General features: G+C 52.4%; 16 protein-coding genes. 2 read left to right on the forward strand and 14 right to left on the reverse strand.

Going from position 1 to position 24,733, the window contains the following annotated elements; translation table 11 throughout:
* From Pan241w_RS27200 to Pan241w_RS27245, 10 genes are all read right to left on the reverse strand, one after another.
* Positions 1-1,044, reverse strand: a complete 1,044-nt coding sequence (locus Pan241w_RS27200; protein WP_232107291.1) for a cytochrome-c peroxidase — start codon at positions 1,042-1,044, stop codon at positions 1-3.
* A gap of 256 nt (positions 1,045-1,300) precedes the next feature.
* Complete coding sequence (locus Pan241w_RS27205) at positions 1,301-2,998, reverse strand: hypothetical protein (protein ID WP_145222331.1); 1,698 nt, start codon at positions 2,996-2,998, stop codon at positions 1,301-1,303.
* Positions 2,999-3,022: 24 nt separating this feature from the next.
* On the reverse strand, positions 3,023-4,717 hold the full coding sequence (locus tag Pan241w_RS27210; RefSeq protein ID WP_145222334.1) for a hypothetical protein: 1,695 nt from the start codon (positions 4,715-4,717) through the stop codon (positions 3,023-3,025).
* 66 nt (positions 4,718-4,783) lie between these two features.
* Complete coding sequence (locus Pan241w_RS27215) at positions 4,784-6,439, reverse strand: hypothetical protein (RefSeq protein WP_145222336.1); 1,656 nt, start codon at positions 6,437-6,439, stop codon at positions 4,784-4,786.
* Positions 6,440-6,457: 18 nt separating this feature from the next.
* Complete coding sequence (locus tag Pan241w_RS27220) at positions 6,458-8,104, reverse strand: hypothetical protein (RefSeq protein ID WP_145222338.1); 1,647 nt, start codon at positions 8,102-8,104, stop codon at positions 6,458-6,460.
* A 17-nt stretch (positions 8,105-8,121) separates the two neighbouring features.
* On the reverse strand, positions 8,122-9,756 hold the full coding sequence (locus tag Pan241w_RS27225; RefSeq protein ID WP_145222340.1) for a hypothetical protein: 1,635 nt from the start codon (positions 9,754-9,756) through the stop codon (positions 8,122-8,124).
* Between the two features lie 20 nt (positions 9,757-9,776).
* The gene (locus Pan241w_RS27230; RefSeq protein ID WP_145222343.1) at positions 9,777-11,513 is read right to left on the reverse strand and encodes a hypothetical protein; all 1,737 of its coding nucleotides are present in this window, start codon (positions 11,511-11,513) and stop codon (positions 9,777-9,779) included.
* A 19-nt stretch (positions 11,514-11,532) separates the two neighbouring features.
* Complete coding sequence (locus Pan241w_RS27235) at positions 11,533-13,179, reverse strand: hypothetical protein (RefSeq protein ID WP_145222346.1); 1,647 nt, start codon at positions 13,177-13,179, stop codon at positions 11,533-11,535.
* A gap of 5 nt (positions 13,180-13,184) precedes the next feature.
* Positions 13,185-14,090: an ABC transporter ATP-binding protein gene (locus Pan241w_RS27240; RefSeq protein WP_145222349.1), complete on the reverse strand. Its 906-nt coding sequence runs from the start codon at positions 14,088-14,090 to the stop codon at positions 13,185-13,187.
* Positions 14,087-14,488 (reverse strand): GntR family transcriptional regulator, encoded by a 402-nt coding sequence (locus Pan241w_RS27245; RefSeq protein ID WP_232100874.1) that lies wholly within the window; start codon positions 14,486-14,488, stop codon positions 14,087-14,089. Before Pan241w_RS27245 ends, Pan241w_RS27240 begins: the two co-directional genes overlap by 4 nt.
* A gap of 213 nt (positions 14,489-14,701) precedes the next feature.
* Here Pan241w_RS27245 and Pan241w_RS27250 point away from each other — a divergent pair, with 213 nt between their 5' ends.
* The gene (locus Pan241w_RS27250; protein ID WP_232107292.1) at positions 14,702-16,144 is read left to right on the forward strand and encodes a sulfatase; all 1,443 of its coding nucleotides are present in this window, start codon (positions 14,702-14,704) and stop codon (positions 16,142-16,144) included.
* A 214-nt stretch (positions 16,145-16,358) separates the two neighbouring features.
* Here Pan241w_RS27250 and Pan241w_RS27255 read toward each other — a convergent pair whose 3' ends face one another.
* From Pan241w_RS27255 to Pan241w_RS27265, 3 genes are all read right to left on the reverse strand, one after another.
* Positions 16,359-17,984 (reverse strand): arylsulfatase, encoded by a 1,626-nt coding sequence (locus Pan241w_RS27255; RefSeq protein ID WP_198000184.1) that lies wholly within the window; start codon positions 17,982-17,984, stop codon positions 16,359-16,361.
* 46 nt (positions 17,985-18,030) lie between these two features.
* Positions 18,031-19,449: a sulfatase family protein gene (locus Pan241w_RS27260; protein ID WP_145222355.1), complete on the reverse strand. Its 1,419-nt coding sequence runs from the start codon at positions 19,447-19,449 to the stop codon at positions 18,031-18,033.
* A gap of 382 nt (positions 19,450-19,831) precedes the next feature.
* Positions 19,832-20,818: a sugar phosphate isomerase/epimerase family protein gene (locus Pan241w_RS27265; RefSeq protein ID WP_145222357.1), complete on the reverse strand. Its 987-nt coding sequence runs from the start codon at positions 20,816-20,818 to the stop codon at positions 19,832-19,834.
* 227 nt (positions 20,819-21,045) lie between these two features.
* On the opposite strand from Pan241w_RS27265, the gene Pan241w_RS27270 reads away from it, so the two are divergent.
* Entirely contained in the window at positions 21,046-22,284 is a 1,239-nt protein-coding gene (locus Pan241w_RS27270; RefSeq protein ID WP_145222360.1) for a THUMP domain-containing class I SAM-dependent RNA methyltransferase, read from the forward strand.
* Positions 22,285-22,302: 18 nt separating this feature from the next.
* On the opposite strand, the gene Pan241w_RS27275 is transcribed toward Pan241w_RS27270, so the two are convergent.
* The gene (locus Pan241w_RS27275) at positions 22,303-24,387 is read right to left on the reverse strand and encodes an ATP-dependent helicase (RefSeq protein WP_145222363.1); all 2,085 of its coding nucleotides are present in this window, start codon (positions 24,385-24,387) and stop codon (positions 22,303-22,305) included.
* Positions 24,388-24,733: the final 346 nt, after the last annotated feature.

Genomic DNA, 24,733 nt, shown 5'->3' on the forward strand with positions numbered 1-24,733 from the left:
TTATTCAGGCAACTTGGGTGCTTTATGCTCAGGGTAATTCGAACTGGCCAGGCCTTCTTTCATGAAGGTTACCAGATCATCCACTTCCTGAGGCGTTAAATTCAACTTGTAGATTTCTTCGTCGAGAAACTCGTTGGGAATACCTCCCTTATTATAGTGTTCTACGACTTCTTTCAAAGTCTGCATGCTGCCATCGTGCATATAAGGTCCAGATCGGGCGATATCCCGCAGTGAAGGGGTTTTGAAACTTCCCTGATCACCGCCCAGCTTACTGATAGCTTTACGGCCCACATCAGGCTCTTTTGCATCCATACCCACGCCAATATTGTGAAAGGCATTGTCGGTGAAATTCGGCCCCGAATGACAGGCACTGCAAACAGCTTTCCCGAAAAACAGCTTCATACCCCGCTGTGCCGGTTCAGAAAGCGCTTTTTTGTCACCCACTTTGAACTTGTCATAAGGAGCATCGCCACACAAAACGGTGCGTTCATAGGTGGCAATCGCTTTGGCGATATTCTCTTCGGTCGCATCCGAACCGAATACTTTCTGGAACTGTTTTTTGTAGCCAGGGATGGCATTGATACGATCGACGGCTTCCTTGAGCGTCAGATTCATCTCGATTGGGTTCGCAATCGGTCCTAACGCCTGTTCTTCCAGTGATCCGGCACGGCCGTCCCAGAAATGAAACTTGTTATAAGCGGCGTTAATCACAGTTGGTGAATTGCGGCCCCCTTTTTGTCCCTTGAAGCCGGTCGCAAACTGGTCTGCGTTGCTGTAACCCTTATCGGGTGCATGACAGCTGGCACAGGAAATTGTGTTATCACGCGAGAGACGTTTGTCAAAGAACAGCTGTTTCCCGAGTGCAATTTTTTCGGCAGTGGGAGGATTATCTTCAGGAAATTCAATGGGCGGCAAACCAGCTGGAACCTTAATCACCGGCTCCTCTGCCTGAACTGTGAAAGACCCCGCACTGATGACGAATGTGAAAACAACCCCTGCTGTCAGAGCAATTCCCCACATGTGATGTGTTGCCCGCGCCATCATTTCTCCTCACTAAATTGACACCGATTGCGATCCACGTCTGGCAGAGACGCTGTGGAAGTGAATGTTAATACACATTCCTGCAAATTGTGTACTTCCACACAACAGGCCTGAAACTGAAAATCTGCCTTAACTGCTTATTTTTAGTTGCTGGGCTCAGGACTGCAAGTCACTATGGCGGCGGATTTGGATTGAAAGCGAGATTTTCACACGATTTACGACGGAGACAGCAAACCGTATCTACTTGCTGGCGATGTATTTAGCGATGCCGATTCCATCTCAAAGCCAGCGGAATGGAAGCAAACGGGGTTAGAAACTGCGTACAGAGTGAGACGAAAAAGAGAATCGCGCAGAGATCAACGACATGATCAGGCCGCGTCGGTGGAGAGTTGAGAAAATAGAACGCCAGTGAGACGCCGATCACCCACAACACAAAAGCAATCAGGCAGGTGGAAACCCGAATTAGTTTTTTTCGGCAGGCAGTAATATAGGCGAGCACCGTACTACCCAATAACAGGAGCGCCCCTGACAGAAATACAAAAATTAAAAAGTACATGAATGGGGAATAAGTACGAGGTCCGAGGCGATGGATAGAATAATGTTCCAGGAAAGCGCCAAATGCGATGAACAACCCAAAGAGGCCCAGGCTTCCCCCGATCAAGCCGTAAATAAACCAGGTGCGGCCGGTCCAGAAGATAGAAATCAGATTCGCGTTGATAATCCAGAAACAGAACAAGTAATAAACTGCATACTTCAGAATGGTGCCTGAAAGGTCTGCTAAATCCGCATTGAATATCGCGAGCCCATCCAAAAGGGGGAGCATCACAATCGAAAACAGCATACCTGACTGGATCATCAGGAAAATAGAAATCATTGATTTGAATAGATTCAATAACAGTGGCTGATAGAAATCGTGATCGGGCAGCGGTGCCGTCGCGAGGAACTGCTTCATTTCGGTTCTACCGGGCGCGCAGATTCCGTCCCCGATCTGGATTCCGGCTAGAACGGCAGCAATCACACTAAACGTTAATGTGATGGCCAGAAAACCGTCCAGGTATTGATGGAGAGTCGACCCAAAGGCCTGCCTCAGCGCCAGATTGACTACCAGAACCACGATCCCGAATAAGGTTCCATATACGATGACCGCTCGTTTGCAGGAATCGCGCCAGTGCAGTCGTGACAATGAAGACCTGACTGATGCGGGGACAGCGTTGCGTTCGGAAACGGCACCACTCATCAGAGAGTCCCACCAGCGGCGCATCGCTTGCCAGTGCGTGCTGGGGACAGCAATCCCGGAACGGACGTTCGCAAATTCCCGGGTTCCCCAATACCAGGCCGCCATGCTGACTATGAACAGCGTGAAAAATTCTTCGAGTGTCACATGTTTCCAGGAAACCGCGTCCGCTCGGAATCCATTCGGAAAATATCGGGAAATGAACCACCAGAATAGTCCCACGATGGAAACGGTCCAGCAGAATGCTCGCGTAAAACTGACGGCATACAGTCCCCAGTAAATCGCATGACTGACCAGAATCAGCGTGATCAGAAACAGCAACGGCCCGAGCAGAGGCCAATACTCGGAGAGCCAGTGTTGATCAAAAAAGAGGACCCGGTAAGCGCCATTCGTGACTAACTGTAACAACACGACCAGACTTACAGTCGCCAGCATCATCCACGTGGCGATCGCGGTCGAACGAACTGGCAGGCCCATACAGATTTTTTGTGATCCCTGAATCGCATAGAATCCAACGGCGAGAAAAAAGATCCACGAGCAAACCAGATAGAAAATATGTAAGCTTAGTAACTCCTGGCTGCCGACACTAACGCCAGGCTGCGGAGACACGAATACGATCCGGTACAGCAAAGGTCCCAGGACCAGCGTCCCCACCGCCAGCAGCGCGCCCGCCCAGGCACGTTTCAGAAACAGTCGTGTCGTTGTATAGAAGGCCGAATTCATCCTGCACTCCTCGTTTTCATTTTTCTAGCGATGCCGGTTCCAACTCAGAGCCAGCGGAATCGTGGCGAACGGCACCAGAACGAAGGCACTGATCGCGGAATAGATCCAGAACATACTCCACCGAGGCTCCAGGCCAGATCGCGCCGCCTCGTTCAATAGCGTTACTGAAAAGATAGCACCCAGGCTGCACCAGATCAGCAGCGCCATCACCGCCTTCTTCCAGGAAATGAACGCCTTGCGCCAGGCAATGAGATACGCTGTAAATGTGCCTCCGACAATCAGTGAATAGACTGCCAGCAACATCATGCTCACGATGGCTGCGGCCACCCAGGAACCTCGAAAGAATGCGCCCAGCAGATTGAAGGTGACCACATATAAAATGAAACCACCAAAACCAACGCCAACAACGGTGTTGATAAACCAGGTGCGACCTGTCCAGAACACCGAAACGGCATTTGCAGCAAGCACCCAGAAGCCGATCCCAATCAACAGAAAACGTAATAAATACTGGGAACCCCCAAATAATCCCTCCCACATGAAATTCAAAACCTCTGGCCCCCACAGGAGTGTGGTGATCCCCAGACTGAGAAACAGCGCGCTAAAAATCATCGCGAGAGTCAAAACAGAAGATTTCACCATATTCCGAAACAGCAACGTATTCAGATCCTGATCGGGAAGGGGCGCGATTGCCAGAAAACACTTCATTTCGGTGCGTCCCTTATTGCAGATTCCATCCCCTAACAAAAAGGCGACAAGAATCGACGCGACGAAACTGGCCATCATTGTGATGGCCCAATATCCTTCGGCGATTTCGCGAACACTGGTTTGATCCGAATTCAACTGAGACCCAATGCCGAGAGTGATTACCAGTACTATGCCTCCAAACAGGAACCCTCCAAGTATGACAGCGCGGCGGCAGGAATCACGCCAATGCAGTTTGGTCAGAGCCGATCGCCGCGAGAGTGGTTCGGGCTGCTTTTCTGGAATTGCGCCGCTCAGTAACCCTTTCCACCAGACTTCCACCTGCTCCCAGGCCGGACTGGGAACCGCAGTGCCGGCGCGGACCTGGGCAAAGGCCCGGGTTCCCTGATACCAGGCCGCGATGCTCACGAATTGCATCAACACAAATTCTCCCAGCGTGACGCGGCTCCAGGGCACTTCCTCTGAGTGAAAGCCATTCGGGTAATAGCGGGAGAGAAACCAGAAAAACATACCAAGAACCAGTGCCGCTCCCAGAAACAAGCGCGTAAAACTGGGCGCGTGCAGGCTCCAATAAAACCAATGACCGACCAGAATCAAAGTCACAATGAAGAGCAACGGCCCCAATAACGGCCAGTAATCTGCCAGCCAGTGTTCGTCAAAGAACAACATCCGATAGACGCCGTTAGTCAACAGTTGCAGAACTACCACCAGTCCGACCATCGAGAACATCAGCCAACTGGCGATCGCCCGCGAAGAGACCGGCAGAGCCCGACAGATTTTTTCAGAGCCAGAGAGTGCATGCAAAGATACGCCGAGAAACGCGATCCAGGAAAGCCCGAGGTAAGCAAAATGATAACCGGTCAGGTCATGCTCCATATAATCCAGGTTCAAACCCTGCAGCCGCGTGATCACCAAAAACAACAACGGCGCCATCACCAGCGTCCCCACTGCCAGCAGCGCACCAATCCAGGCACGTTTGCAAAAATCTTTTGTCGTCACATACAAGGCGGTTGTCATCACAACACCTCACTTCTTTCTGTTATAAAACAACGTTCGTTTGGTTCAAATTTTTCATGACTCGGGTCATCGATGCCGGTTCCAGGAGATCATCAGGGGGATCGTCGCAAAGGGAAGCACGGCGAATACCAGACAGCAATACATGAAAAAAAAGTCTGGTCTCGAGAAATTCCAGAAGGCGATGCAGACCAGCAGAGAAAACAGGGTCACCCGCCAGATCGTCTTCCCGCTGATCAGAGCAGAGCGATACGCGTGCCAAAAAGCGAGAACTGTTCCCCCCAGGATCAGGCAAGCATCCAGCAGAACCACTGGCGTCCGTAAGACAGGCAGCAGTTCACTCACGGAAACGGAAATAATCAGCAAAACAACAAGCGAGACGGAAACCCACAAGCTAACGCTTCGGCGGGGGCACCAGCAGAGTGAAATGCCATTCAGCATGATGGACCAGTAAGACAATATCGTTATGACGACTACACCGATCCCAGCCGCAACCAGTTCATGTTTGACAAACCACTGCCAGTCTGAACTGATCACTCCCAACCCCTGGATCAGGGCATACAGGAGATAACTCCCTCCCGCGCCGATGGGAATCATCGCCAGCAGCACCAGCATCCCCGCCTTGAGGATGTTCTGCATCAACGCTGCTGCAAGCTCCCGATCTGTGAGAGGGAGGGTAGCCCAATAGTCCTTCATCTGCTGTTTCGGCTGGGGTGCAACTGAGAATGCCTGCTTGAGCAACAAAACGACAACTGCAAACTGCAGGAACAGGTAGGTCAGAAACGATACAGGCAGGATGTAAACAGGTCTCGGATTGGCACCGGGTTTCGACCAGATGAAAAAGGCAGCCAGGTTGCAGCAGAATGCCACCCCCGCCAGACCAAATCCGATGAGCACGCCACTGCGACAGGAGTTCCGCCAGTGCACCTGCTTCAGTGTGGCGATCGCGGTTTGCGAACTGGGATCGGTCTCTCTGTCAGAGCGCGCCCCCACTGCCAGTCTGTTCCACCATTGTTTCATCAATTCCCAGGCGGGACCGGGAACTGCCGTGCCCGAACGGATCTGTGCGAAGGCACCGGTTCCCAGGTACCAGGCGCCTAGCGAGACGCCGAGCATGGCCGCCCCTTCCACCGGCGTCACCCGGGTCCAGGGAACCATAATTCCGCCGAAACCGTCGGGATAGAACCGGTAAAGAAACCAGAGCAGCATCCCGCCAATAAAGTCGACCGAGGCACACAGTCGCGTCAGACTGGGTGCCTGCATCAACCAGAAAACAGCATACCCGACCAGTGTGAGCGTCACGAGAAACAACAGCGTTCCCGTGAGCGGCCAGTAATCCGTCAGCCAGTTCTGATCGAAGTACAGTAGACGGTAGAATCCATTCGTCAGCAACTGCATCGAGAAAAACAGCGTCACCGCCGTGAACATCATCCCGCTGGCGATCGTACGAGAGGGGATGGGCAGCCTGAGGAAATACTTCTGAAAGCCTGTCGTCATGGACACAGAGATGCCCAGAAAAACGATGCTGGACATGAGCATATAATAGCCAAAGAGGAAGCCAAACTCGAAGATGTCGGCGTTAATCCGCCCCCCGGCTCCTTCCGTATATGCTTTCACTTTCAAAACCACATAAGGAAACAGCACAAAGGCCGCAACCCCACCCAGCGCCAGCGGCCAGGCACGCTTCCAGATCAGTCGAGTTGTCATGACAAAGTCTGATGACATGGGTTGCACCTTGAACAATTATCGATGCCGGTTCCACGAGACCGCCAAGGGGATCGTCGCGAAGGGGAGCACGGTGAAGATCATTAAGGATGAAAACAAAACGCGGTCAATCAACAGATTCGTTTTCCAGACGTTCCAGAAGACGATGGTGATGACCAGATAGAAGATGGTCGCCAGCCAGATGCTCCTGAGTGATATCAGTCCGAGACGGTGAGCATTCTGGAAAGCCAACATGGTCACGATACAGACCACACCAATGACCAATAGTATCCAGACAAGTGATAAATCGGGCCGTTGATTTCTCAATGGTCCGATCGACAGAATCAATGTGGGATAAAACAACACCATTACAACACCGAAGACATACCCCATGAATTTCGTATGCCCGGTCCAGATCAGTGACAGTCCGTTGGATATCAGCATCCAGACCATCAACAGGGAGAACAGTAGCACCAGAAAAAACTTCTCTTTCAAAAACCAATTCCAGTCTCGATAGAAGCCTTCCAATCCCTGATAGCAAACAATCGTCAGGTAACTTACACCGAAACCGAAAATAACTACCCAGAACAGCAGCAGTCCAAGTGATTTGAATAAATTAACAACCAGGGCATGAGATAACTCTTGATTGGAAACCGGTAGTTGCGCGAGATATCCCTTCATCGAGGAGAAATCCCGGAGTAACAGTGATTGCCCCAGAAAAAGCAACATGGCGAAAGATGAGAGCAGAAAGACTCCAAATGTGGCCAATGGCTGATTAGAGCCAATCAGTGGGTTCACATAGCCGTAGATCGCCTTATAGAGGTAACCATACAGATTTAAGATTAGTGTCAGCCCACCAAAGATCACCGCCAGCAAAGTCACTGGAGAACAACCATCCTGCCAGTGCAGCCGGGTGAAGGCCTGTACCCGGGAACCGACAACGGGAATACTTTGCTCGCTCTGTTGCCCTCGGTCACCGTTCAACCAGTTCTCGATTCGGGACCAGGGACGGCTCGTTACTGCGACACCGCAACGAATGCGGGCATAGCCACGGATCCCTGCCAGCCAGGCTACCCCACACACCGTCAGTACGGTGATCCATTCCGTCAGTGTCACCACCTTCCAGGGAACCAGCTTTCCCTCGGGATAATAGCGGGAGACCAGCCAGGCCACGAGTGCCCCTGCCGCGCTGGCCCAGAACAGCAGCCGCCAGAAACCCTTCGCCTGCAGACTCCAGTAAGCCGACCAGGCGACCATAATGAATGCTGTGATAAACAGAGTCGGCCCCAGCACAGAGCAGTCGCGGTCCGGCCAGTTGGCGCCCATCACCAGCAGCCGGACCAGACCGTTGATCAACAGTGCGGGTACCACCACCATCACCACCGTGGACCACATCACCCAACTGGCGATACGGGTGGACGAGACAGGCAGCCCCCGCGTGAGTTGCAGCGGGCTTTGATAAGCCGCGTTGATACACAAAAAACCAAAGGCCACCCAAGACAGGCCCAGGATCAGCAGCTGACTGCGAAACAGTTGTGCGAGGTTTTCATTCACAGCTCCCGGCAATAGGTGCAGCAAGGCTGGCAAGACCACCGGTCCCATCACGAGGGCCAGCCCCGTCAGCAGTGCCCCAAGCCAGGCACGCTTCCAGATGAGTCGAGTTGTCATGACAAAGGCAGATGACATTCGAGTACCTTGAACTATTAACGATGCCGGTTCCACGACACCGCCAGCGGTATCGTCGCGAAGGGGGTGACTGCGAGTACGAGTAAGGAAGACAAGATCACTCTGAAAGGCAATTCGTTCGTCCCCCAGAAATTCCAATACAGGGCAGGTGCGACCAGACAAAACAGAGCCGCCAGCCAGAGTGCTCGAGCATGGATCAATTCAGTTCGGTACGCCCGCACATAAGCCAATAACGTAGCAGACCAGATCAACACACTAATCGTTAGAAAAATCAGATCGCCAATGACGGAAGAAAACAGATTGACATTCTCATGAATCGCGATAAAAAAACCAATCACTCCGGGAAGAAGGAATAAGATGAAGTAACATGCCCGCCGCGGAATCCAGAGCAGGACGGTCATATTGGAAATCATGGCCCAGAATGACAGCAGCAGAAGAGAGCCAAGGGAAATCAACCCGAATCTCCACTCGTCCATGATCGTCCACAGCCCGGAATCTCTGGTCGTCTCGAACCCCTGCAACAACAGAGAAACGAGAGAACCACCTGCCAGTCCAAAAAGCAACACGGATGTCACTGAGATCACAACCAGCTTCAGGATGGCACGAACCAGAATGGATGCGATATCTCGATCTGAAAGAGGAACGACTGCCAGATACCCCTTCATCTGATGGCTGGATTGAAGCGAGCTCCCCAGCATCAGAGACATGAAGAAACTGGGAAAAAACAAAAAGAGAAATACAATCGCACCCAAGTCCCAGGAACCTGTACCCGAAAAAAAACTGATCACTAACAAGCCACTTCCCAGCAAAACCCAGTAGAGCATGACGCTGCTGCAGCAGTCGCGCCAGTATAGCCGGGCAAAGGCACTGGATACGGAATCGGGCTTCCTGAAACCTGACGCCCAGTTCACATGCCCCAATCTGCCAACCTCTTTCCAGACACGCTCCCACATCTGACTCGGGACCGCTACACCTCCACGAACCAGGGCACACGAACGAATCGCTCCGATCCAGGCTGTCACAGACACAGTCAACATCGTGAAAAATTCAGGCCAGGTCACTGTAGACCAGGGAGCCGCGTATCCATTAAAACCATCGGGATAGTAACGGGACTGGAGCCAATAACACATTCCGATAACAAAGCTGAACCAGAACAGCAAACGGGCAAATCCCGGTCTCTGTAGGTTCCAGTAAATACAATGGGCCACCACAATCAGAGTCACGAGGAATAGCGTCGGCCCAGTGACAGGCCAAAACTGTCTGAACCCGTCTGCGTCAAACAGTAACAGACGATAAACTCCGTTTGACACAAGACTGACCATAAGCAAGATGACCAGCGTAGATAGAATCAGGCCGCTGACGAATTGCGCAGTCGCAACAGGCATCCGAAGCATCAATTTCTGTTTGTGTAGCAATTCATTCAGACAGAACAGGAGAATCCCGCCCCCAATGAGGAACAGAAAGGCGAAATGAAATCCCCAAAACAGGAATTGGGGAGTGAACATGAACTGCGGATCAGACGACATTTCACGTAAAAATGCCAGAAGTCGTAACCCCAATGACGGTAACACCAGCACTGCCGTGAGAACAAACACACTTCGCCAGTGTGTACTCAAAGAATATTTCGTGACCCGTAACAGACCATCTGTCATGGCTTCATTCCTCTTTAGTTTTAACGATGTCGATTCCACGACACCGCCAGGGGTATCGTCGCGAAGGGGGTGATAAGCAGCGTCAGGAGCACAAACACAAAATAACGCATGCCGGTGATACCCACTTCCCGAAAGAAAAAATTCGATTCGATAATTCTCATAAACAACGTATCATAATTATCAGCCGACAGGGAACTGGCAAACCAACCAGCGATCAGACAGAAGAATACCGCTCCCCCAATGGAGGACGCCGTGATCAGTTTTTTCCTGAACGCGATTCCAAAAGCGGCACAGGTTCCTGCCAGAATGAAAACGGAAATCGCCAACAAGCAGCCATAAAGTAAGGGAGTGATGAATTCTGTGCGAATGAGCGAGCTAATTAAGATAAACGAGACACACAGCCCGCCGAAGGCTGCAATGATCGCCAGATAAAACCAGGTACGTCCTGTCCAGAACACCGAGACCATGGTAGCGACGATGCCCCAGAAAATCGTCGACGAGAAAAACAGAAACGGCCAGAACTGCATCGACAGACAACGAACATAGCCCTCCCAGATACTCGCTGACATGACGGAACTTTCAGCGCCAAAATACAATATCATCGTAAGATGACAAAGCAGGCAACTCAGCAGTAACCAAAAATAAACCAGGCTGGCCGACTTCACTACATTCCGAATCAGCAGCAAAGAGAACCCGTGATCCGATAAGGGGGCAATACTCAAATACCGCTTGAGTTCCGTTCGCCCCGCGTTATTAATTCCCTCCCCCAGCAAAAAGCCGACAAACAGCGCCGAAATCACGATCATCGTACTGATGATCGTTCCGATGCTCTGCATGTAAGCCCAGAAAGGACTTTGTTGGCCACCCGGCGTATACGACAGCTTAAAGAAGATAAAACTCAGCAGAACCGCCGTCATTCCAAAGTACAATCCACCAACCATCACGGGTCGGCGGCAGGAATCGCGCCAATGTAACTCTGCCAACGATGCCCGCTGTGTTAGCGGAAGCGATATACGATCGGCAATCCCTCCAGATAACCAGGCGCGTCCCCAGGCAATCGTTTTTTGCCACTCTGGACTGGGGACTGCAGTGCCGGAACGGACTTTGCCAAACGCGCGGGTCCCCTGATACCAGGCTGCTATACCGACCGTGGACATGGTCATAAAATCAGAGAGCGAGACATGGCTCCAGGGAACGATGTCTGCCTGAAACCCATTCGGAAAATACCGAGAGAGAAACCACCAGAACAGACCAACAATCAGACTGCCCCAGACGGCGCAGTAGGTAAAACTGAGACTAAACCGACTCCAGTAAAGGGAATGCCCCACCAGCATCAATGTCACCAAAAACAGCAATGGCCCCAGCAAAGGCCAGTACTCAGTGAGCCAGCGTTGATCGAAAAACAGTATCCGATAGAGACCATTGGTAATCAGATTGAGCAACACCACCGTGCCCACAGTGAGCAAAATCAAACCACTGACAATCGCCGTTGAAGATACAGGCAGCCTGAACACGACTGATTCACAGCCTTGTAATGCGTAGCCGCAAAGTGCAATAAAGAAGACCCAGGACAGCCCCAGAAACGCGAAATGGTAATCGAAAGGCTGGACCGATACCCCATACGTTCCCAGTTCTTTCAGCGACATCAATGCACGAAAGGCCAACGGCGCCAGCACCAGCGCACTGATCACCAGTAACGCCCCGAGCCAGATGCGTTTTAGAAATTGCTTAGTCGTCACATAGAAGGCAGATGACATCAGACAGACCTTTTATCATTTATCGATGCCGGTTCCACGACACCGCCAGCGGAATCGTCGCAAACGGTATCACAAGCAGCAGGAACAACGAGGAGCAGAATACTCTGAGAACCTGGGGGTGTGAATTCCAGACATTCCAGAACAACAGTGTGGTCACCACAACAAACAAAGCAGATCCCACAACCGTTCTAAAACGGATCAAGTTCTTGCGGAGTGCCATCACAAATGCAGTCACGCTGCCACTGATGACCAGCAACGTTAAAAATGAGAGAATCATTTGTCCGACCTGCGGTTGCCAATCTCGTGGGACCACAAATATATAAAGGGGCGTGCCGATAAAGGAGAGAACTGTGATGCACGCAAAGACCGAAATCATGAACCAGTTCCGACCGGTCCACAAAAGGGAAACCAGGTTTGCTGCAATACACCAATAGACGGCGAGCGCGACTAGTACTTTAAAGCCCACACTCTGAAGAACTGGTAGCCCCTCATTCCATAGAATAACATCATGCTTGAAAATAAACTCAGCAGCCAGATATCCCAATGCCAGACTGAGTAACAGGAAGGCGAACAGTACCCCGATCGACTTCATCAAATTCCACAGTAACGCAGAAGCTAAAACCTGATCAGAGAAAGGTGCGTTCGCCAGAGCGGGTATCAGTTCTCTTTTTTCCTTATTCACTAGACCTTCACCCAGAAATATCCCGAGCAAGGTCGCACTGATGATCGAAAACAAAAGCAACGCCAGTGATGTGGTTTCATGAAATAATTGCAGATCAGGGCCACTTTGCGTCAGACTGACAAGAATAGTGACACTCAGCAAAATGACGAGCGCGATTCCCACCATTCTGACTGCCCCGGAACAGGATTGACGCCAGTGCAGCTGACCCAGCGAGTCAGTTCTTGACAGACAAACAGGAGCATCCGCTGCCTGTGCCCCATTGATGGAACCATTAAACCAGAGCGAGATCTGCTCCCACGGCCGACTCGGTTTTGCATCCCCACAACGGACACGTTTAAAGGAAGCGACTCCCAGCCACCAGGCCCCCAGACTTACAGCCAGCATCGTCGCATATTCTGACAGTGTGACCCGGCACCAGGGAACGATCGGGTTCTGGATTCCATTGGGAAAAAAGCGGGATGCAAACCACCAACCCAGTCCGATGACCACCGCGGCCGAAAACAGTAATTTTAAGAAACTCTGTGACTGAAAATTCCAATAGAGACTATGCCCGACAATGACCAGGGTTGTCACAAATAAGGTGGGGCCCAGCACAGGCCAATACTCGCTCAGCCAATTCTGATCAAAAAAGAGAACCCGGTACAGCCCATTGGTTAACAGGCTTAAAAACACGACAAACCCTGCCGAGATCAGCATCAGCCAACTGGCCATGGATGCCGAAGAAAGTGGGAGTGCAAAAATAAACTTCCGACAGTCCCGGAACGCATGGATGCAGATCCCAATAAACAACAACCAGGAAAAACTGACAAAGGAAAAGAAATAATCGAATGGATTACCCTCGCCTTCGTAAAACAGGTTCCCATTGAAGTTCAAGCCGTCACGAGCAGAGAGCGGCAGCAATATCAGAAAACCGACCGCCAGCAACGCTTGCCACCAGACGCGTTTTCCAAACACTTTTGTCACTATAAAGAAAGAATTTTCCATGGGACTTATTCCTCAAAAGACGATCGCGCGGCCGACTTCATGCGGGCAACAAATATTTCTTCCAGCGTCGGAGAGTTCTGTTCCAGAATTTCCGCCTTCAGTTCTTGCAAGGCAACTTCTAGCTCCTGCTTCTGGCCGTTACAGATGATTTTCCATTCCCGGCCCGAGCCGGACCAAGTGAGTGCCCCCGCCAGTTCAGGAAAGAACGGCTGCGGTTCCTGGAAACTGACCGTCAACTGATAATGCGAAACCAGCACTTCATCCAGCGGGCTCGTCAGCAAAATTTTGCCCTGATCGAGGATCGCAACCCGGTCGGAGACGCGCTGCACTTCGTCTAACAGATGTGAAGAAAACAGGACCGTGCGGCCCTCATCAACTACAGTGCGAATGATGGCATCGAGAATGTCTTTGCGGACGACCGGGTCCAGGCCTGAAGAGGGTTCATCCAATACCAAAAGCGGCGGACGATGTGCCAGCGCCAACAACAGTCCGGCCCGTGCCAGCTGCCCCCGCGATAAGGTCGGCACTTTTTGATTGAGGGAGAGTTCAAACATCATCCGCAGTTCTTCCGCGTAGACGGGATCCCACTTGGGATAAAAGGCACGCGTGAATTCAAACAGTTCGCGAATCGTCATCCACGTCGGCAGATCACGTGTTTCGGAAAGATGGCCAATCCGCCCCAGGACACCCGGCGGATCGGCGACCGGGTCGAGGCCAAACACACGCACCGTCCCCTGCTGTGGCTTGAGGAAACCGAGCACGTGTTTGAGTAACGTTGTCTTGCCGGCTCCGTTTTCACCGACCAGACCAAATACAGCCCCCTCCGGCACGGAGAGACTGACGTTGTCCAACGCCTGTTTTTTCCCGAAGCGACGACTTAAATCACTGATCTCAATCACATGCTCGCTCATTTTTCGACCTCTTTATATAAATCAAACTTCTGGCTTCGCTGACGTAGTAACTTCAACAGGGTTTCTTCATCCACGCCTAACTGACGCGATTCGGTCAGCAGTGCATCCATCCGCTCATTCAGAATGCGGCGTTTCTCTTTATTCGACAAGGGGGACACGCCATTCGAGATAAAAACGCCGGCGCCGCGTTTCGAGATCACCACTCCTTCGGCTTCCAGCTCGCGGTACGCACGAGCCACCGTATTGGGCGTGATCGTCAACTGCTGCGCGAGACCGCGCACCGAGGGGAGTTGCTCATGCGGCTCCAGCCGCCCGGACGCTACCAGGAACTTGACCTGGTTCGCTACCTGCAGGTAATAAGGCGTGCCATCCGCTTCTGATAATTGAATTTGCATCATATGTCCTCACAACAAACTGTATCAACACAGTAATACAATTAAATTTTACTGTCAATCATTTTTTTGAAAATCCGGCAAGGACCTGCCTGCCAGACATCTCTGCTGTTGCAACGACGCCCGCGAGTCTTCAGAATGAAAGAAACGCTAACTCTTCCTGCAATCATTGCTTATAGAAAGTCTTGTCTCATGCAACACTCTGGCAGATGTTTCTTATTGTTGCTGCTCGTTTTACTCGAAACAGTCTGCCCTGCCCTTTGCTTCGAGGCTGTCGCAGCTGAAAAGCCCAACGTGCTGTTCATCGCCGCCGATGACCTGCGGTGCGATCTGGCCTGTTACGGTCATCCGCTGGTGAAGACGCCGCACCTGGATCAACTGGCAGCACAAGGCGTTCTCTTCAAGAAAGCGTACTGCCAACAGGCTCTGTGCAATCCGTCGCGGGCTTCACTGATGACGGGCCGTCGCCCGGACAGTCTTAAGATCTGGGATCTGCCCACACACTTTCGCGAAGTGAAACCAGGCATCGTCACCCTGCCTCAACTGTTCAAGCAGCAAGGCTACTTCACTCAGAACATTGGCAAAATTTTCCATAACTGGCGTCAGAACATCCAGGGAGACCCGACCTCGTGGAGCGTGCCCGCGGTGATGCATTACGCCACGCATGGCAGCGACAAGCCGGTTTTGAACAATAATCGTGAACTACCTGTGAATTTCTCGAAGATGTCGAGAACCGAGTGCCGTGACGTTCCCGACTCGGCATACTTCGACGGACGGATTGCCGATCTGGCGGTTCAAGCACTTAAAGATGTGAAACAGAAACAGGAACCGTTCTTCTTAGCGGTCGGCTTCTGGAAGCCGCATCTGCCTTTTAACCCACCGAAAAAGTATTGGGATCTGTATGACGATAGTCCGATTTCCGTCGCCGCGAATCCAGAACCCCCGAAAAATGTGCCGGCTGTCGCGCTACATAACGGTCAGGAACTGCTGCGCAGCGCGAAGGGGAAACTGACGCAAGAGGAAATCATCGAGCTCCGCACCGGCTATCTGGCGGGCATCAGTTATCTCGATGCCCAGATCGGCAAAGTGCTCGCAGAACTGGATCGCCAGAGTTTACGGGACAACACGATCATTGTCTTCTGGTCCGATCACGGGTTTCACCTGGGCGAGCATGGTCTGTGGTGTAAGACATCCAATTTTGAAAACGACGCGCACGTCCCATTGATGATTTCAATGCCCAACATGAAACAGGCGGGTAAGACATCCGCTGCGCTAGTCGAACTGATCGACATGTATCCGACGCTGGTAGAGCTGTGTGAGTTACCTTCCCCCGCGAAGCTGGAAGGTAAGAGCCTGGTCCCCATTTTGAACGATCCCACTAAAACGGTGAAACCGGCCGCCTACACGCAGCACCCGCGACCCGCCTATTACAAAATGAGCCCCGAGTTCATGGGCGTTTCTGTCCGCACACCCCGCTATCGCTATACGGAATGGCGTGACTTTAAAACGGGTGAGGTTGCAGCACGCGAGCTCTACGATCACACCATCGATCCCGAAGAGAACACAAACATCGCCGACCAGCCCACCGACAAAAAAGCCTTTCAAGCCGCGGTCAAACTGCTGGAAGAAAAATTTCCTCGACCGATGAAAGCACAGGATTGAACTGGCTCTACTCAAATCAATTAAAAGGGAACCGGGGTGGGCTCGAATAAAATTCGGGCCGAGCGCAGCGAGCAGGAAACCGACAGTTCGAGGAACGAAATGCTCTCTCAGTCATCGGTCACAAACAGACCATCCAGCGCATCTACTACCCACATCCTGTTGCTTTCAGCAATCCCGGATTACATCCGGGACCACCCCATGTTTAAAAAAGCCATTACTTAGGATACACGCCCACCCGTTTGGCCCACGCCTGCCATTGGGCTGACAAGTCCGAAACCATCTTCAGTTTTTTCTCTGCGAGATTGTTCAACTCCGTGCGGTCCTGTTTCACATTGTAAAGTTCCCACTTTTGTGGCTGTAATCCTTTTGCCGGGGAAACACCGCGGCCCACTAGTTTCCAGTTGCCAGCGCGCACGAAGGCGTTGTTTTCATGTTCGATGAACAGGGGCGCGGCACGATTCAGACTCTTTCCCTGCATTGCCGGCCGCAGAGAGACGCCGTCTAAAGAGTGGATCTTGTTACCGGCATAGGTTTTGGGATATTTCGCGCCTGACACATCCACAAGCGTCGGCATGATGTCGATGAGCTGCGCCGGTTCCGTGTACCATTCTTTGCGCGGCTGAATTTGCGCCGGCCAGTGCATCAGGAACGGCGTTGAGGTTCCCCCTTCATGAGCATAATGCTTGAATAGACGGAACGGCGTGTTCGATGCATTGGCCCATGCTTTTCCGTAACTGTTGCTGTGCTCTTGATCGCGATTTTTCGGATTCATAAAACGCCCCCGGCCGAGTGCAGGACCCTCGGCACACGCGCCGTTGTCCGACAGAAACAGGATCAACGTGTTGTCAAACTGCTGATTCGCTTTGAGCCAACCGATCAGCTTGCCGATGTTCTGATCCATGCGATCCACCATCGCCGCATAGACCGACATCTTCAGATCCATCTCGTTTTGCTTCTTCTCATCTAGAGAGTCCCACGCGGGCGCCGCTTCGTTGCGTGGCGACAATTTGGTATGCGCCGGCAGCAGGCCGATTTCCTTTTGCTTGGCCAGACGGCGATTGCGGAGCCGATCCCAACCAATCCGATATTTGCCGCGATATTTTTTGATCTCCTCTTCATGTGCCTGCAGCGGCCAGTGCGGCGCGGTGTAGGCGAGGTACAGGAAAAACGGTTTGTCCTGTTGTACTGCGTCCTGCTGATGTTCTTTCAGAAAACGAATCGCGTAATCGGTAAAGGCATCGGTCGTATAAAAACGACGGTCGGTTGTGCTGGGGGGCGTTTTGATATGCTGATTTCCCAGCGTCATCCCCCGAGGTTCCTCCGGATAAAAGAACCGAGTCGCCCCCGAGATGCAGCCAAAGTATTTTTGATACCCCCGCTGCAGCGGCCAGCACTCCTGTGAGTTAAAGCCCAGATGCCATTTCCCCGTCATATACGTTGCATAGCCTGCGGTCTGCAGCACTTCCGCGACTGTCACACACTCGCGATTCAAATAGCCCTGATAAGCGGGCGGTTTGGAACTGCTGCGGGGATCGTTGGGCGGATCGGTCATCCATCCGATTCCCGTCTGATGCGGATGCAGGCCTGTCATCAAAGTCGCCCGAGTGGGACAGCAGCGAGCCGTATTATAGAACTGGGAAAACCGCACACCCCCAGCAGCCAGCGCGTCCAGGTTCGGCGTTTCAATTTCTCCGCCATAACAGCCGAGATCGGAAAAGCCCATATCGTCGACCATGATCAGAATGATATTCGGCCGCGTTTCTTCCACCGCGTTGACGCGGGTCGTCACGAGAAAAAATAAAACAAAGGTAACACTGAAGAGCGCTTTCATATCCGGCATTGTGTTCTTTCTATCGAAGTCAGTTTCTTTTGCAGAATCGAATTGATTAATAGTCATTTCCCCGATTGCTGTTGTCACAAGATTTAATCCAGGACTCAAGGTCGCGTCGATACTGCTTCACCAGCGCGGGGTAATCCTGTGAAACATCGGTCGTCTCACCCGGATCAGCGAGTAAATCAAACAACTGATATTGTGCCTTCGCCCTTTTTCCCGTGCGTAACAGCTTATAGCGGTGCGTCATCCAGGCCGCTTTGTTTTGAAATTGAAATCCAATGGGCTCTGTCCGTTCCTTGAGATTCTGTTGAACCACGGGGAGTAAATTGATTCCATCCAACGGTCGCTTATCAGGAACAGGTAACCCGGCGGCAGCCAGAATCGTCGGTAGATAATCGCTGGTGACCATCGGGAAACTGGTTTCGGTGCCGGGGGTAATTTTGCCCGGCCACTCCAACAGCGCCGGCACTCGAATGCCCCCTTCAGTCAGATCCCGTTTGCGTCCCCGAAACGGTCCCGCTGATCCGGGCGCACTGGCATTCCCTTCCGGGCCGTTGTCGGAACAGAACCAGAGCATCGTATTTTCAGCGGCATTTAACTGTTTCAGCTGTGCCCGCAAGCGTCCGATCTGCTCGTCCATGGCGGTAATGCAACCATAATAGTTCGCGTGGTACAAATCGTGTTTCGCATACATCTCCCGATAACGGGGACCGGCGACCACCGGCAGATGCGGCGTATGAAACCAGATCACACAAAAAAACGGTTTCTGCGCTTCCGCACTCTGCTTAATGAAGGGAACCACGCGATCCATGATGACGCGTGAATCATCGCCGCTCAGATTGTCCTTCACGATCTCGCCCGCGTCGTTCCAATAGTGTGTCCCGTACGGCTGACTGGGACTGTCGTCGGTCAACGCCGCCCAGCCTCTGCTGGATGCTTTTCCCTTCGGCTTCCGCATGGGATCCCAAGTGGGGACTTTCGCTTCGGTCGAGAAACAGACTTCAAACCCGTTCAGCCAGGGGGGCGAAAAGTGATCCGTATTCTTAGGCCCGCCTCGATTCGAATCGCGGACTGTTTTGGTCAACGTACCCAGATGCCATTTGCCAAAGTGCCCCGTTCGATAACCGGCGGCTTTCAATGATTCCGCCAGCGTCTGTTCCTCTGATTTCATGTGCCCGGTATTGGCATGCACGATCCCATACCGAAACGGATTGCGGCCCGTCAGACAGCTCCCGCGCGTCGGGCTGCACACCGGCGCCCCGGCGTAGAACCGTTTGAGAATCATCCCCGCCCGCGCCATCGCATCCAGGTGCGGCGTCTTAATGATCTTGTTTCCGTTAAAGCCGGTGTCCCCCCAGCCGAGATCATCGCACATGATCAGGATCACGTTCGGTTGCACAGCCGCATGTACGTCAAGAGCGAACAGAAATGCGAAGAGACAAATTGCTGCAGTCGCTAATTTAGTAAACATCTAACGCCCCCCACCATGAGCGGAATGGCGCTAGCCACCGGTAATTAAAAACAGCTCCGTTACACACTACCGGCGGCTAGCGCCGTGCCGCTCAGTTGGAGTTTAAAAACAATATTCAATTCAGAACGGGTGGCCGCGAATGCAATTCGCGGTTGTCGCAGACAACAGGAAACTGTCAGAACAAGTTCGCAAATGAGGACAATGTCACTGACCTCTGTTGAATCCTGTACCGTGATTTACTTCAACAATTCGAAACGATCGCTCTCAGTTTCCTGCTCGCTGCGCTCGGCCCGAATTCCATTCGGCCCCCCTGCTGCTTGTCTTTCGTGCTTTTCGTGTCTTTCGTGGTAGTAATTAATTTCGTGCGTTCCGTGGTTCATTCTTACGACCACAGCGAACGGAAATACTTCGCATCGACGGCCGTCTGTGCCAGGCATTCCTGCGTTGAAAGTTCTTTCCAGCTATGTCGGCCCTTATACTCGCTATGCAGTGAGAAGATTCCTTCGTAACCCAATTCACGCAGGGCAGCCACATATTTCGGGATTGGGGAAATGCCATCCGCAACCGGCACGGTTTTCACTTCCCATTTCTGATGTCCCTGTTTATCGCGACCTTCACCCCGTTCCCAGGCAAAGTTCTTGACTGCACACAACGAAATCCAGGGCGCGAGTAAATCCAATCCCTGTCGCCAACCGTCGCCGCTCCCCTCTTTGACCATGTGCAACATGTCGACATACGCGCCGACTTCCTGTGGCGAATAATCCTGGATCAACTGATATAACTGAGTTCCATGCGAAGGAAGAAACGCGTTTGAGTGCACGTGCACGCAAGGCAGAATTTCATACTTCTGACAGAGCTTCGCGACCTTACCAATTTTTTTCGTCGTCTCTTTCAGCTGTTGTGCCAGTGTGCCGAACGGCTTGTAACGATAGTAACCAATCTTGATCCGATCGATACCCTGCTCTTGTGCGGTCGCCAGAATGCGTTCGGCGTTTTTGTCGGGCTCGTCGATCATCGTGGTCAGGAACAGAATTTTCACACCTGCCTCTTTCGCCGCTTTACTCGCCTCAGGCAACTCCTTCTCGGCATTTTCGGGCAGGATATGTCCTTTAGGGCGGACCGTCAGATCGAGACCGTCCAGACCAATCGATTTGAACGCCCGGCACACATCGGGAATCGGCATGTCCTGAAAGCTCTTGGTGAACGCGCCCAGTTGGTAGCCGCTAGCGGGTTTCTTCTTTTTTGTCTCACCGGCCTGCAAACCGGGTAAACCGCTGGCAATCGCTGTACCCGCTAATACATTCAGCGAGGCCTGTTTCAGAAAATCACGGCGTGGGAGCCGATTATGAGGGGGAAGAGCATTCCGCATCGTAAAAACCTTCTTTATGATTCATTGTCGTGTAGAAATCGGTTGGGTGTCATCTATATTAGACTGTGTCCAGTTTTACTAAAGCGTCTCCAAGGCCATTTGGACCGAGTATCTTAGCTCGAGACAGGCTATGGTTAAATGGGATACTCTCTAGTATGATCACCGGCCGACCCTTTTTCTACCGGATTTGACCGTTTTACTGAAATCGAAAGAGATAGACTACCAGTATGTCTGAGCCGCTCACACTCGTTGCCACCTCTGCCTTTGGCCTGGAAGCCGTGGTTTCGCGCGAATTAAAACAACTCGGATACGAGGATCAGACGGTCGAAAACGGACGGGTTACCTTTCAAGGCGATCTGGAAGCGATCTGCCGTTGCAATCTCTGGCTCCGCAGCGCCGACCGGGTGATGATCTGTCTGGGCGAGTTCACAGCCCTTGATTTCGATGACCTGTTCGACGAAACCCGCGATCTGGAATGGGAACGCTGGCTGCCCCCTTCGGCGCGTTTCCCCGTCCGCGCTTCGGCCGTCCGTTCCAAAATCAACAGCGCCAAAAACTCACAGAAGATGGTCAAAAAAGCGATCGCCGAGCGGTTGAAGGATCATTACATCAAAGACTGGTTCCCCGAAGATGGGCCACTATATTCGGTCAATGCAGCGATCTTGAAAGACAAGGCTTCAATCTGCGTCGACACCACCGGTTCCAGTCTGCACAAACGCGGCTATCGCAAACTGACCGCCGGCGCCCAATTGAAAGAGACACTGGCGGCCGGCCTGATTCAACTCAGCTACTGGAACCGGGAACGGGCGTTTGTCGATCCCTGTTGCGGTTCGGGAACGATTCCCATTGAAGCGGCCCTGATCGGTACGAATACGGCGCCGGGCATCAACCGCGAATTTGCCTGCGAAGGCTGGCAGCAGTTTCCTGCGGAACTATGGAAAGAGGCCCGCGACGAAGCCCGCGACCTGGAACGCAATGATCTTGCGTTTCGTTTGCAAGGTTACGATATCGATCCCGCCATGATTCGCATGGCCCGCTATCACGCACAACAGGCGGGCATGGAGGACTTCATTCACTTTCAGGAACAGCCTCTCTCCGAATTCAGCACGCCCCGCAAGTATGGCTGTATCATTACCAATCCTCCTTACGGAGAACGACTGGGAGAGAAAGAAGACGCCGAAGTCATCTACCGCGAAATGAAACGCGTGTTCGAGCCGCTCGATACGTGGTCGATTTATGTACTGACTTCGCATCCCGGATTTGAGCGTATTTTCGGACAAAAAGCCCGCCGACGCAAATTGTATAACGGCGGGATGGAATGTACCTACTATCAATTCCCCGGCCCTCCTCCCCCGCGAAAAAAATCGCCGTGGGACAAAGCAAAAGCTTCGGGTGAGGCCACCGACGAGAACGAATCAACCGAAGAAGTGCCGACGAACGAAGAACCTTCCCGCAAAGAAGAATAATCACGACACCATTTGCGATCAGACGGTCCACATGTTGCGAATATTCTTGCGGATGTCTTCGGCCGTCGTTTCGATTTGTGCTTCCTCTGGTGTATCCAGATCCTCGGCGTTGAACGCCGGTCGTCGCTGAAAAAGTGACAACGTTTTTGAAGAAACAAACCGCGAAAGTTGCGCGTAACTGTGAGCCTGATTCCAGCGTCGATTCTGGAAATACTGACGATGCGGGAAACATACGTAGAGCCAGTTTTTCGCCCGCGTGAGCGCGACATAAAACAATCGGCGTTCTTCGTCGATTTCCTCTTCACTCTCCAGCGACATCTCTGAAGGAATGCTGCCGTCGGCCGCCTGCAGCACATAAACGGCGTCCCACTCCAGTCCTTTCGATGAATGTATTGTGCTTAAGACCAGAAAATCATCGTCGGCCTTATCGCTGCCGGTCGCGACATCCTGTGTCGAGCTGGGCGGGTCGAGGGTAATTTCTTCCAGAAAACTCATGCGACTGCTGAAGCGGCTGGCGACCTGTTCCAGTTGTTCCAGATCGCGCTGGCGGGCCGGTGCGTTGTCATACTGCTGATCCAGGAGCGGCGCATAAAAAGTGCGCACCTGATGCACCTCGGCGGAAATACCCTTTTTCTCGGATTGCGGCGAGGCGAGATTTTTCATCAGTCGCACAAACAGCGGCCAATGTTCGACGGTCGCCGCCGGTGGTTTGAATTCGGACCACGCATCAAAACGAAATTGCGCTTCGGCCAACAGGTTGAGCAACTGCTGTGCTTTTTTCTGACCGATGCCCGGCAGTAACGTTAACACACGCAAGCCAGAAACCGCATCACGGGGATTTTCCGCCAGACGTAAATAAGCCATGAGATCTTTGACATGGGCCGTTTCGATAAACTTCAAGCCGCCATATTTGTGATAGACGATGTTACGACGAGCCAGTTCGACTTCCAGCGGCAGACTATGGTTCGACGCCCGAAACAGCACGGCCTGCTTCTGCAGAGGAATGCCGGCTTCTCGGTGCTCGAGTACCTGCTGTACCACGAAGTCGGCCTGCTCGTTGTTGTCGCTGCAGTCTACAATAAACGGAGCTTCGCCCGAAACTTTCGACGACCAGAGATTTTTCTCATACCGTTCATGGGCTTCGTCGATAATCTGGTTCGTTGCCTGCAGAATCGGTTGTGTGCTGCGGTAATTTTCTTCGAGTGTGACGATCGTCGTGCCCGGGTATTCCTGGGGAAAGTCCAGAATATTTCGCACGGTCGCCGCCCGGAAGGAATAAATTGACTGTGCATCGTCGCCCACCACTGTGAGACCTTCTCCCTCGGGTGAAAGGTTTTTCAGAATGCCCGACTGCAAAACGTTCGTGTCCTGATACTCGTCGACCAGAATTGCTTCAAACTGGCCGCGTAACAGCTTGCCGCCTGCGGGATCTGAGGCGAGGGCATGCCAGAACAACAGCAGGTCGTCGTAATCGAGAATGTTCTGTTTCTCTTTGCGATCGACAAACGCCTGAAACAGTTTTTTGAGGTCGTCTACATGTTCCAGGCACCAGGGGTAGTGCCGTTCGAGAATCGGCTCTAGCTTCGAGCAGGTATTCACACAGCGACTGTAGATTTCCAAGAGCGTCCCTTTGCGGGGAAACTTCTTGCCGTTGTTGCCCAGTTCCAGTTCGCTGCGGATGGCGCTCATTAAATCTTCGGCATCGCTACGATCGATGATGGTAAAGTCATCGGGCAAGCCAATCGCCTGACCGTATCGCCTGAGCAATCGAGCCGCTGTCGAGTGAAAGGTGCCTCCCCAGATACTGCGCGAGCGGGCTGAAGCGGCCGAACGTTCGCGGCCTGCTCCCAATGCGCGGAGCAAGTTATCAACGCGGCGGATCATTTCGTTCGCGGCACGCCGCGAAAAGGTGAGCAGTAGAATTCGGCTGGGATCAATGCCTTGCGAAATCAGATAGGCCACTCGATGCGAAAGCGTGGTCGTTTTCCCTGTGCCGGCCCCAGCGATAATCAACAGTGGACCGGTATCGTGACAGGCGGCTGCCTGCTGCTCCGAGTTGAGCTGTTGAAAAAGTTCTTCAAGTTCTTGTGGAATTTCTGACATCCGTGCCTCGCCGAGGTCATGAGAGAGTGCTGATTTGCCTATTCTCTATTTTCGCGGCGCAAACTATTATCGCAAGGGGCGGATCTCAAAAATGTGGCTGAACGACTGTTTTTCCTCGAGGTGAGCGATCCTGTGTCCAGTTTTCTCCCGATGTTTTTTCTACCACGAAAGGCACGAAAATACACGAAAACAAAAATGGGTAGCCCCGGATGCAATCCGGGGTGAGCGCAGCGAACTGGAAACGAACAGAGAAATCGAACGAACGATCATCAAAATCCAAACAGAAACCGACCGCGTTCGAAAAGAAATTAGAGACTGAAAAAGACACAAACACAAGATACCACGC

It is taken from the genome of Gimesia alba, assembly GCF_007744675.1.
GTDB lineage: Bacteria > Planctomycetota > Planctomycetia > Planctomycetales > Planctomycetaceae > Gimesia > Gimesia alba.

Bases quoted from the DNA above. Each gene is read 5' to 3' on its own strand.
- Pan241w_RS27200 (WP_232107291.1), bottom strand. From the start codon at position 1,044: ATGATGGCGCGGGCAACACATCACATGTGGGGAATTGCTCTGACAGCA.
- Pan241w_RS27205 (WP_145222331.1), bottom strand. From the start codon at position 2,998: ATGAATTCGGCCTTCTATACAACGACACGACTGTTTCTGAAACGTGCC.
- Pan241w_RS27210 (WP_145222334.1), bottom strand. From the start codon at position 4,717: ATGACAACCGCCTTGTATGTGACGACAAAAGATTTTTGCAAACGTGCC.
- Pan241w_RS27215 (WP_145222336.1), bottom strand. From the start codon at position 6,439: ATGTCATCAGACTTTGTCATGACAACTCGACTGATCTGGAAGCGTGCC.
- Pan241w_RS27220 (WP_145222338.1), bottom strand. From the start codon at position 8,104: ATGTCATCTGCCTTTGTCATGACAACTCGACTCATCTGGAAGCGTGCC.
- Pan241w_RS27225 (WP_145222340.1), bottom strand. From the start codon at position 9,756: ATGACAGATGGTCTGTTACGGGTCACGAAATATTCTTTGAGTACACAC.
- Pan241w_RS27230 (WP_145222343.1), bottom strand. From the start codon at position 11,513: ATGTCATCTGCCTTCTATGTGACGACTAAGCAATTTCTAAAACGCATC.
- Pan241w_RS27235 (WP_145222346.1), bottom strand. From the start codon at position 13,179: ATGGAAAATTCTTTCTTTATAGTGACAAAAGTGTTTGGAAAACGCGTC.
- Pan241w_RS27240 (WP_145222349.1), bottom strand. From the start codon at position 14,090: ATGAGCGAGCATGTGATTGAGATCAGTGATTTAAGTCGTCGCTTCGGG.
- Pan241w_RS27245 (WP_232100874.1), bottom strand. From the start codon at position 14,488: ATGATGCAAATTCAATTATCAGAAGCGGATGGCACGCCTTATTACCTG.
- Pan241w_RS27255 (WP_198000184.1), bottom strand. From the start codon at position 17,984: ATGCCGGATATGAAAGCGCTCTTCAGTGTTACCTTTGTTTTATTTTTT.
- Pan241w_RS27260 (WP_145222355.1), bottom strand. From the start codon at position 19,449: ATGTTTACTAAATTAGCGACTGCAGCAATTTGTCTCTTCGCATTTCTG.
- Pan241w_RS27265 (WP_145222357.1), bottom strand. From the start codon at position 20,818: ATGCGGAATGCTCTTCCCCCTCATAATCGGCTCCCACGCCGTGATTTT.
- Pan241w_RS27270 (WP_145222360.1), top strand. From the start codon at position 21,046: ATGTCTGAGCCGCTCACACTCGTTGCCACCTCTGCCTTTGGCCTGGAA.
- Pan241w_RS27275 (WP_145222363.1), bottom strand. From the start codon at position 24,387: ATGTCAGAAATTCCACAAGAACTTGAAGAACTTTTTCAACAGCTCAAC.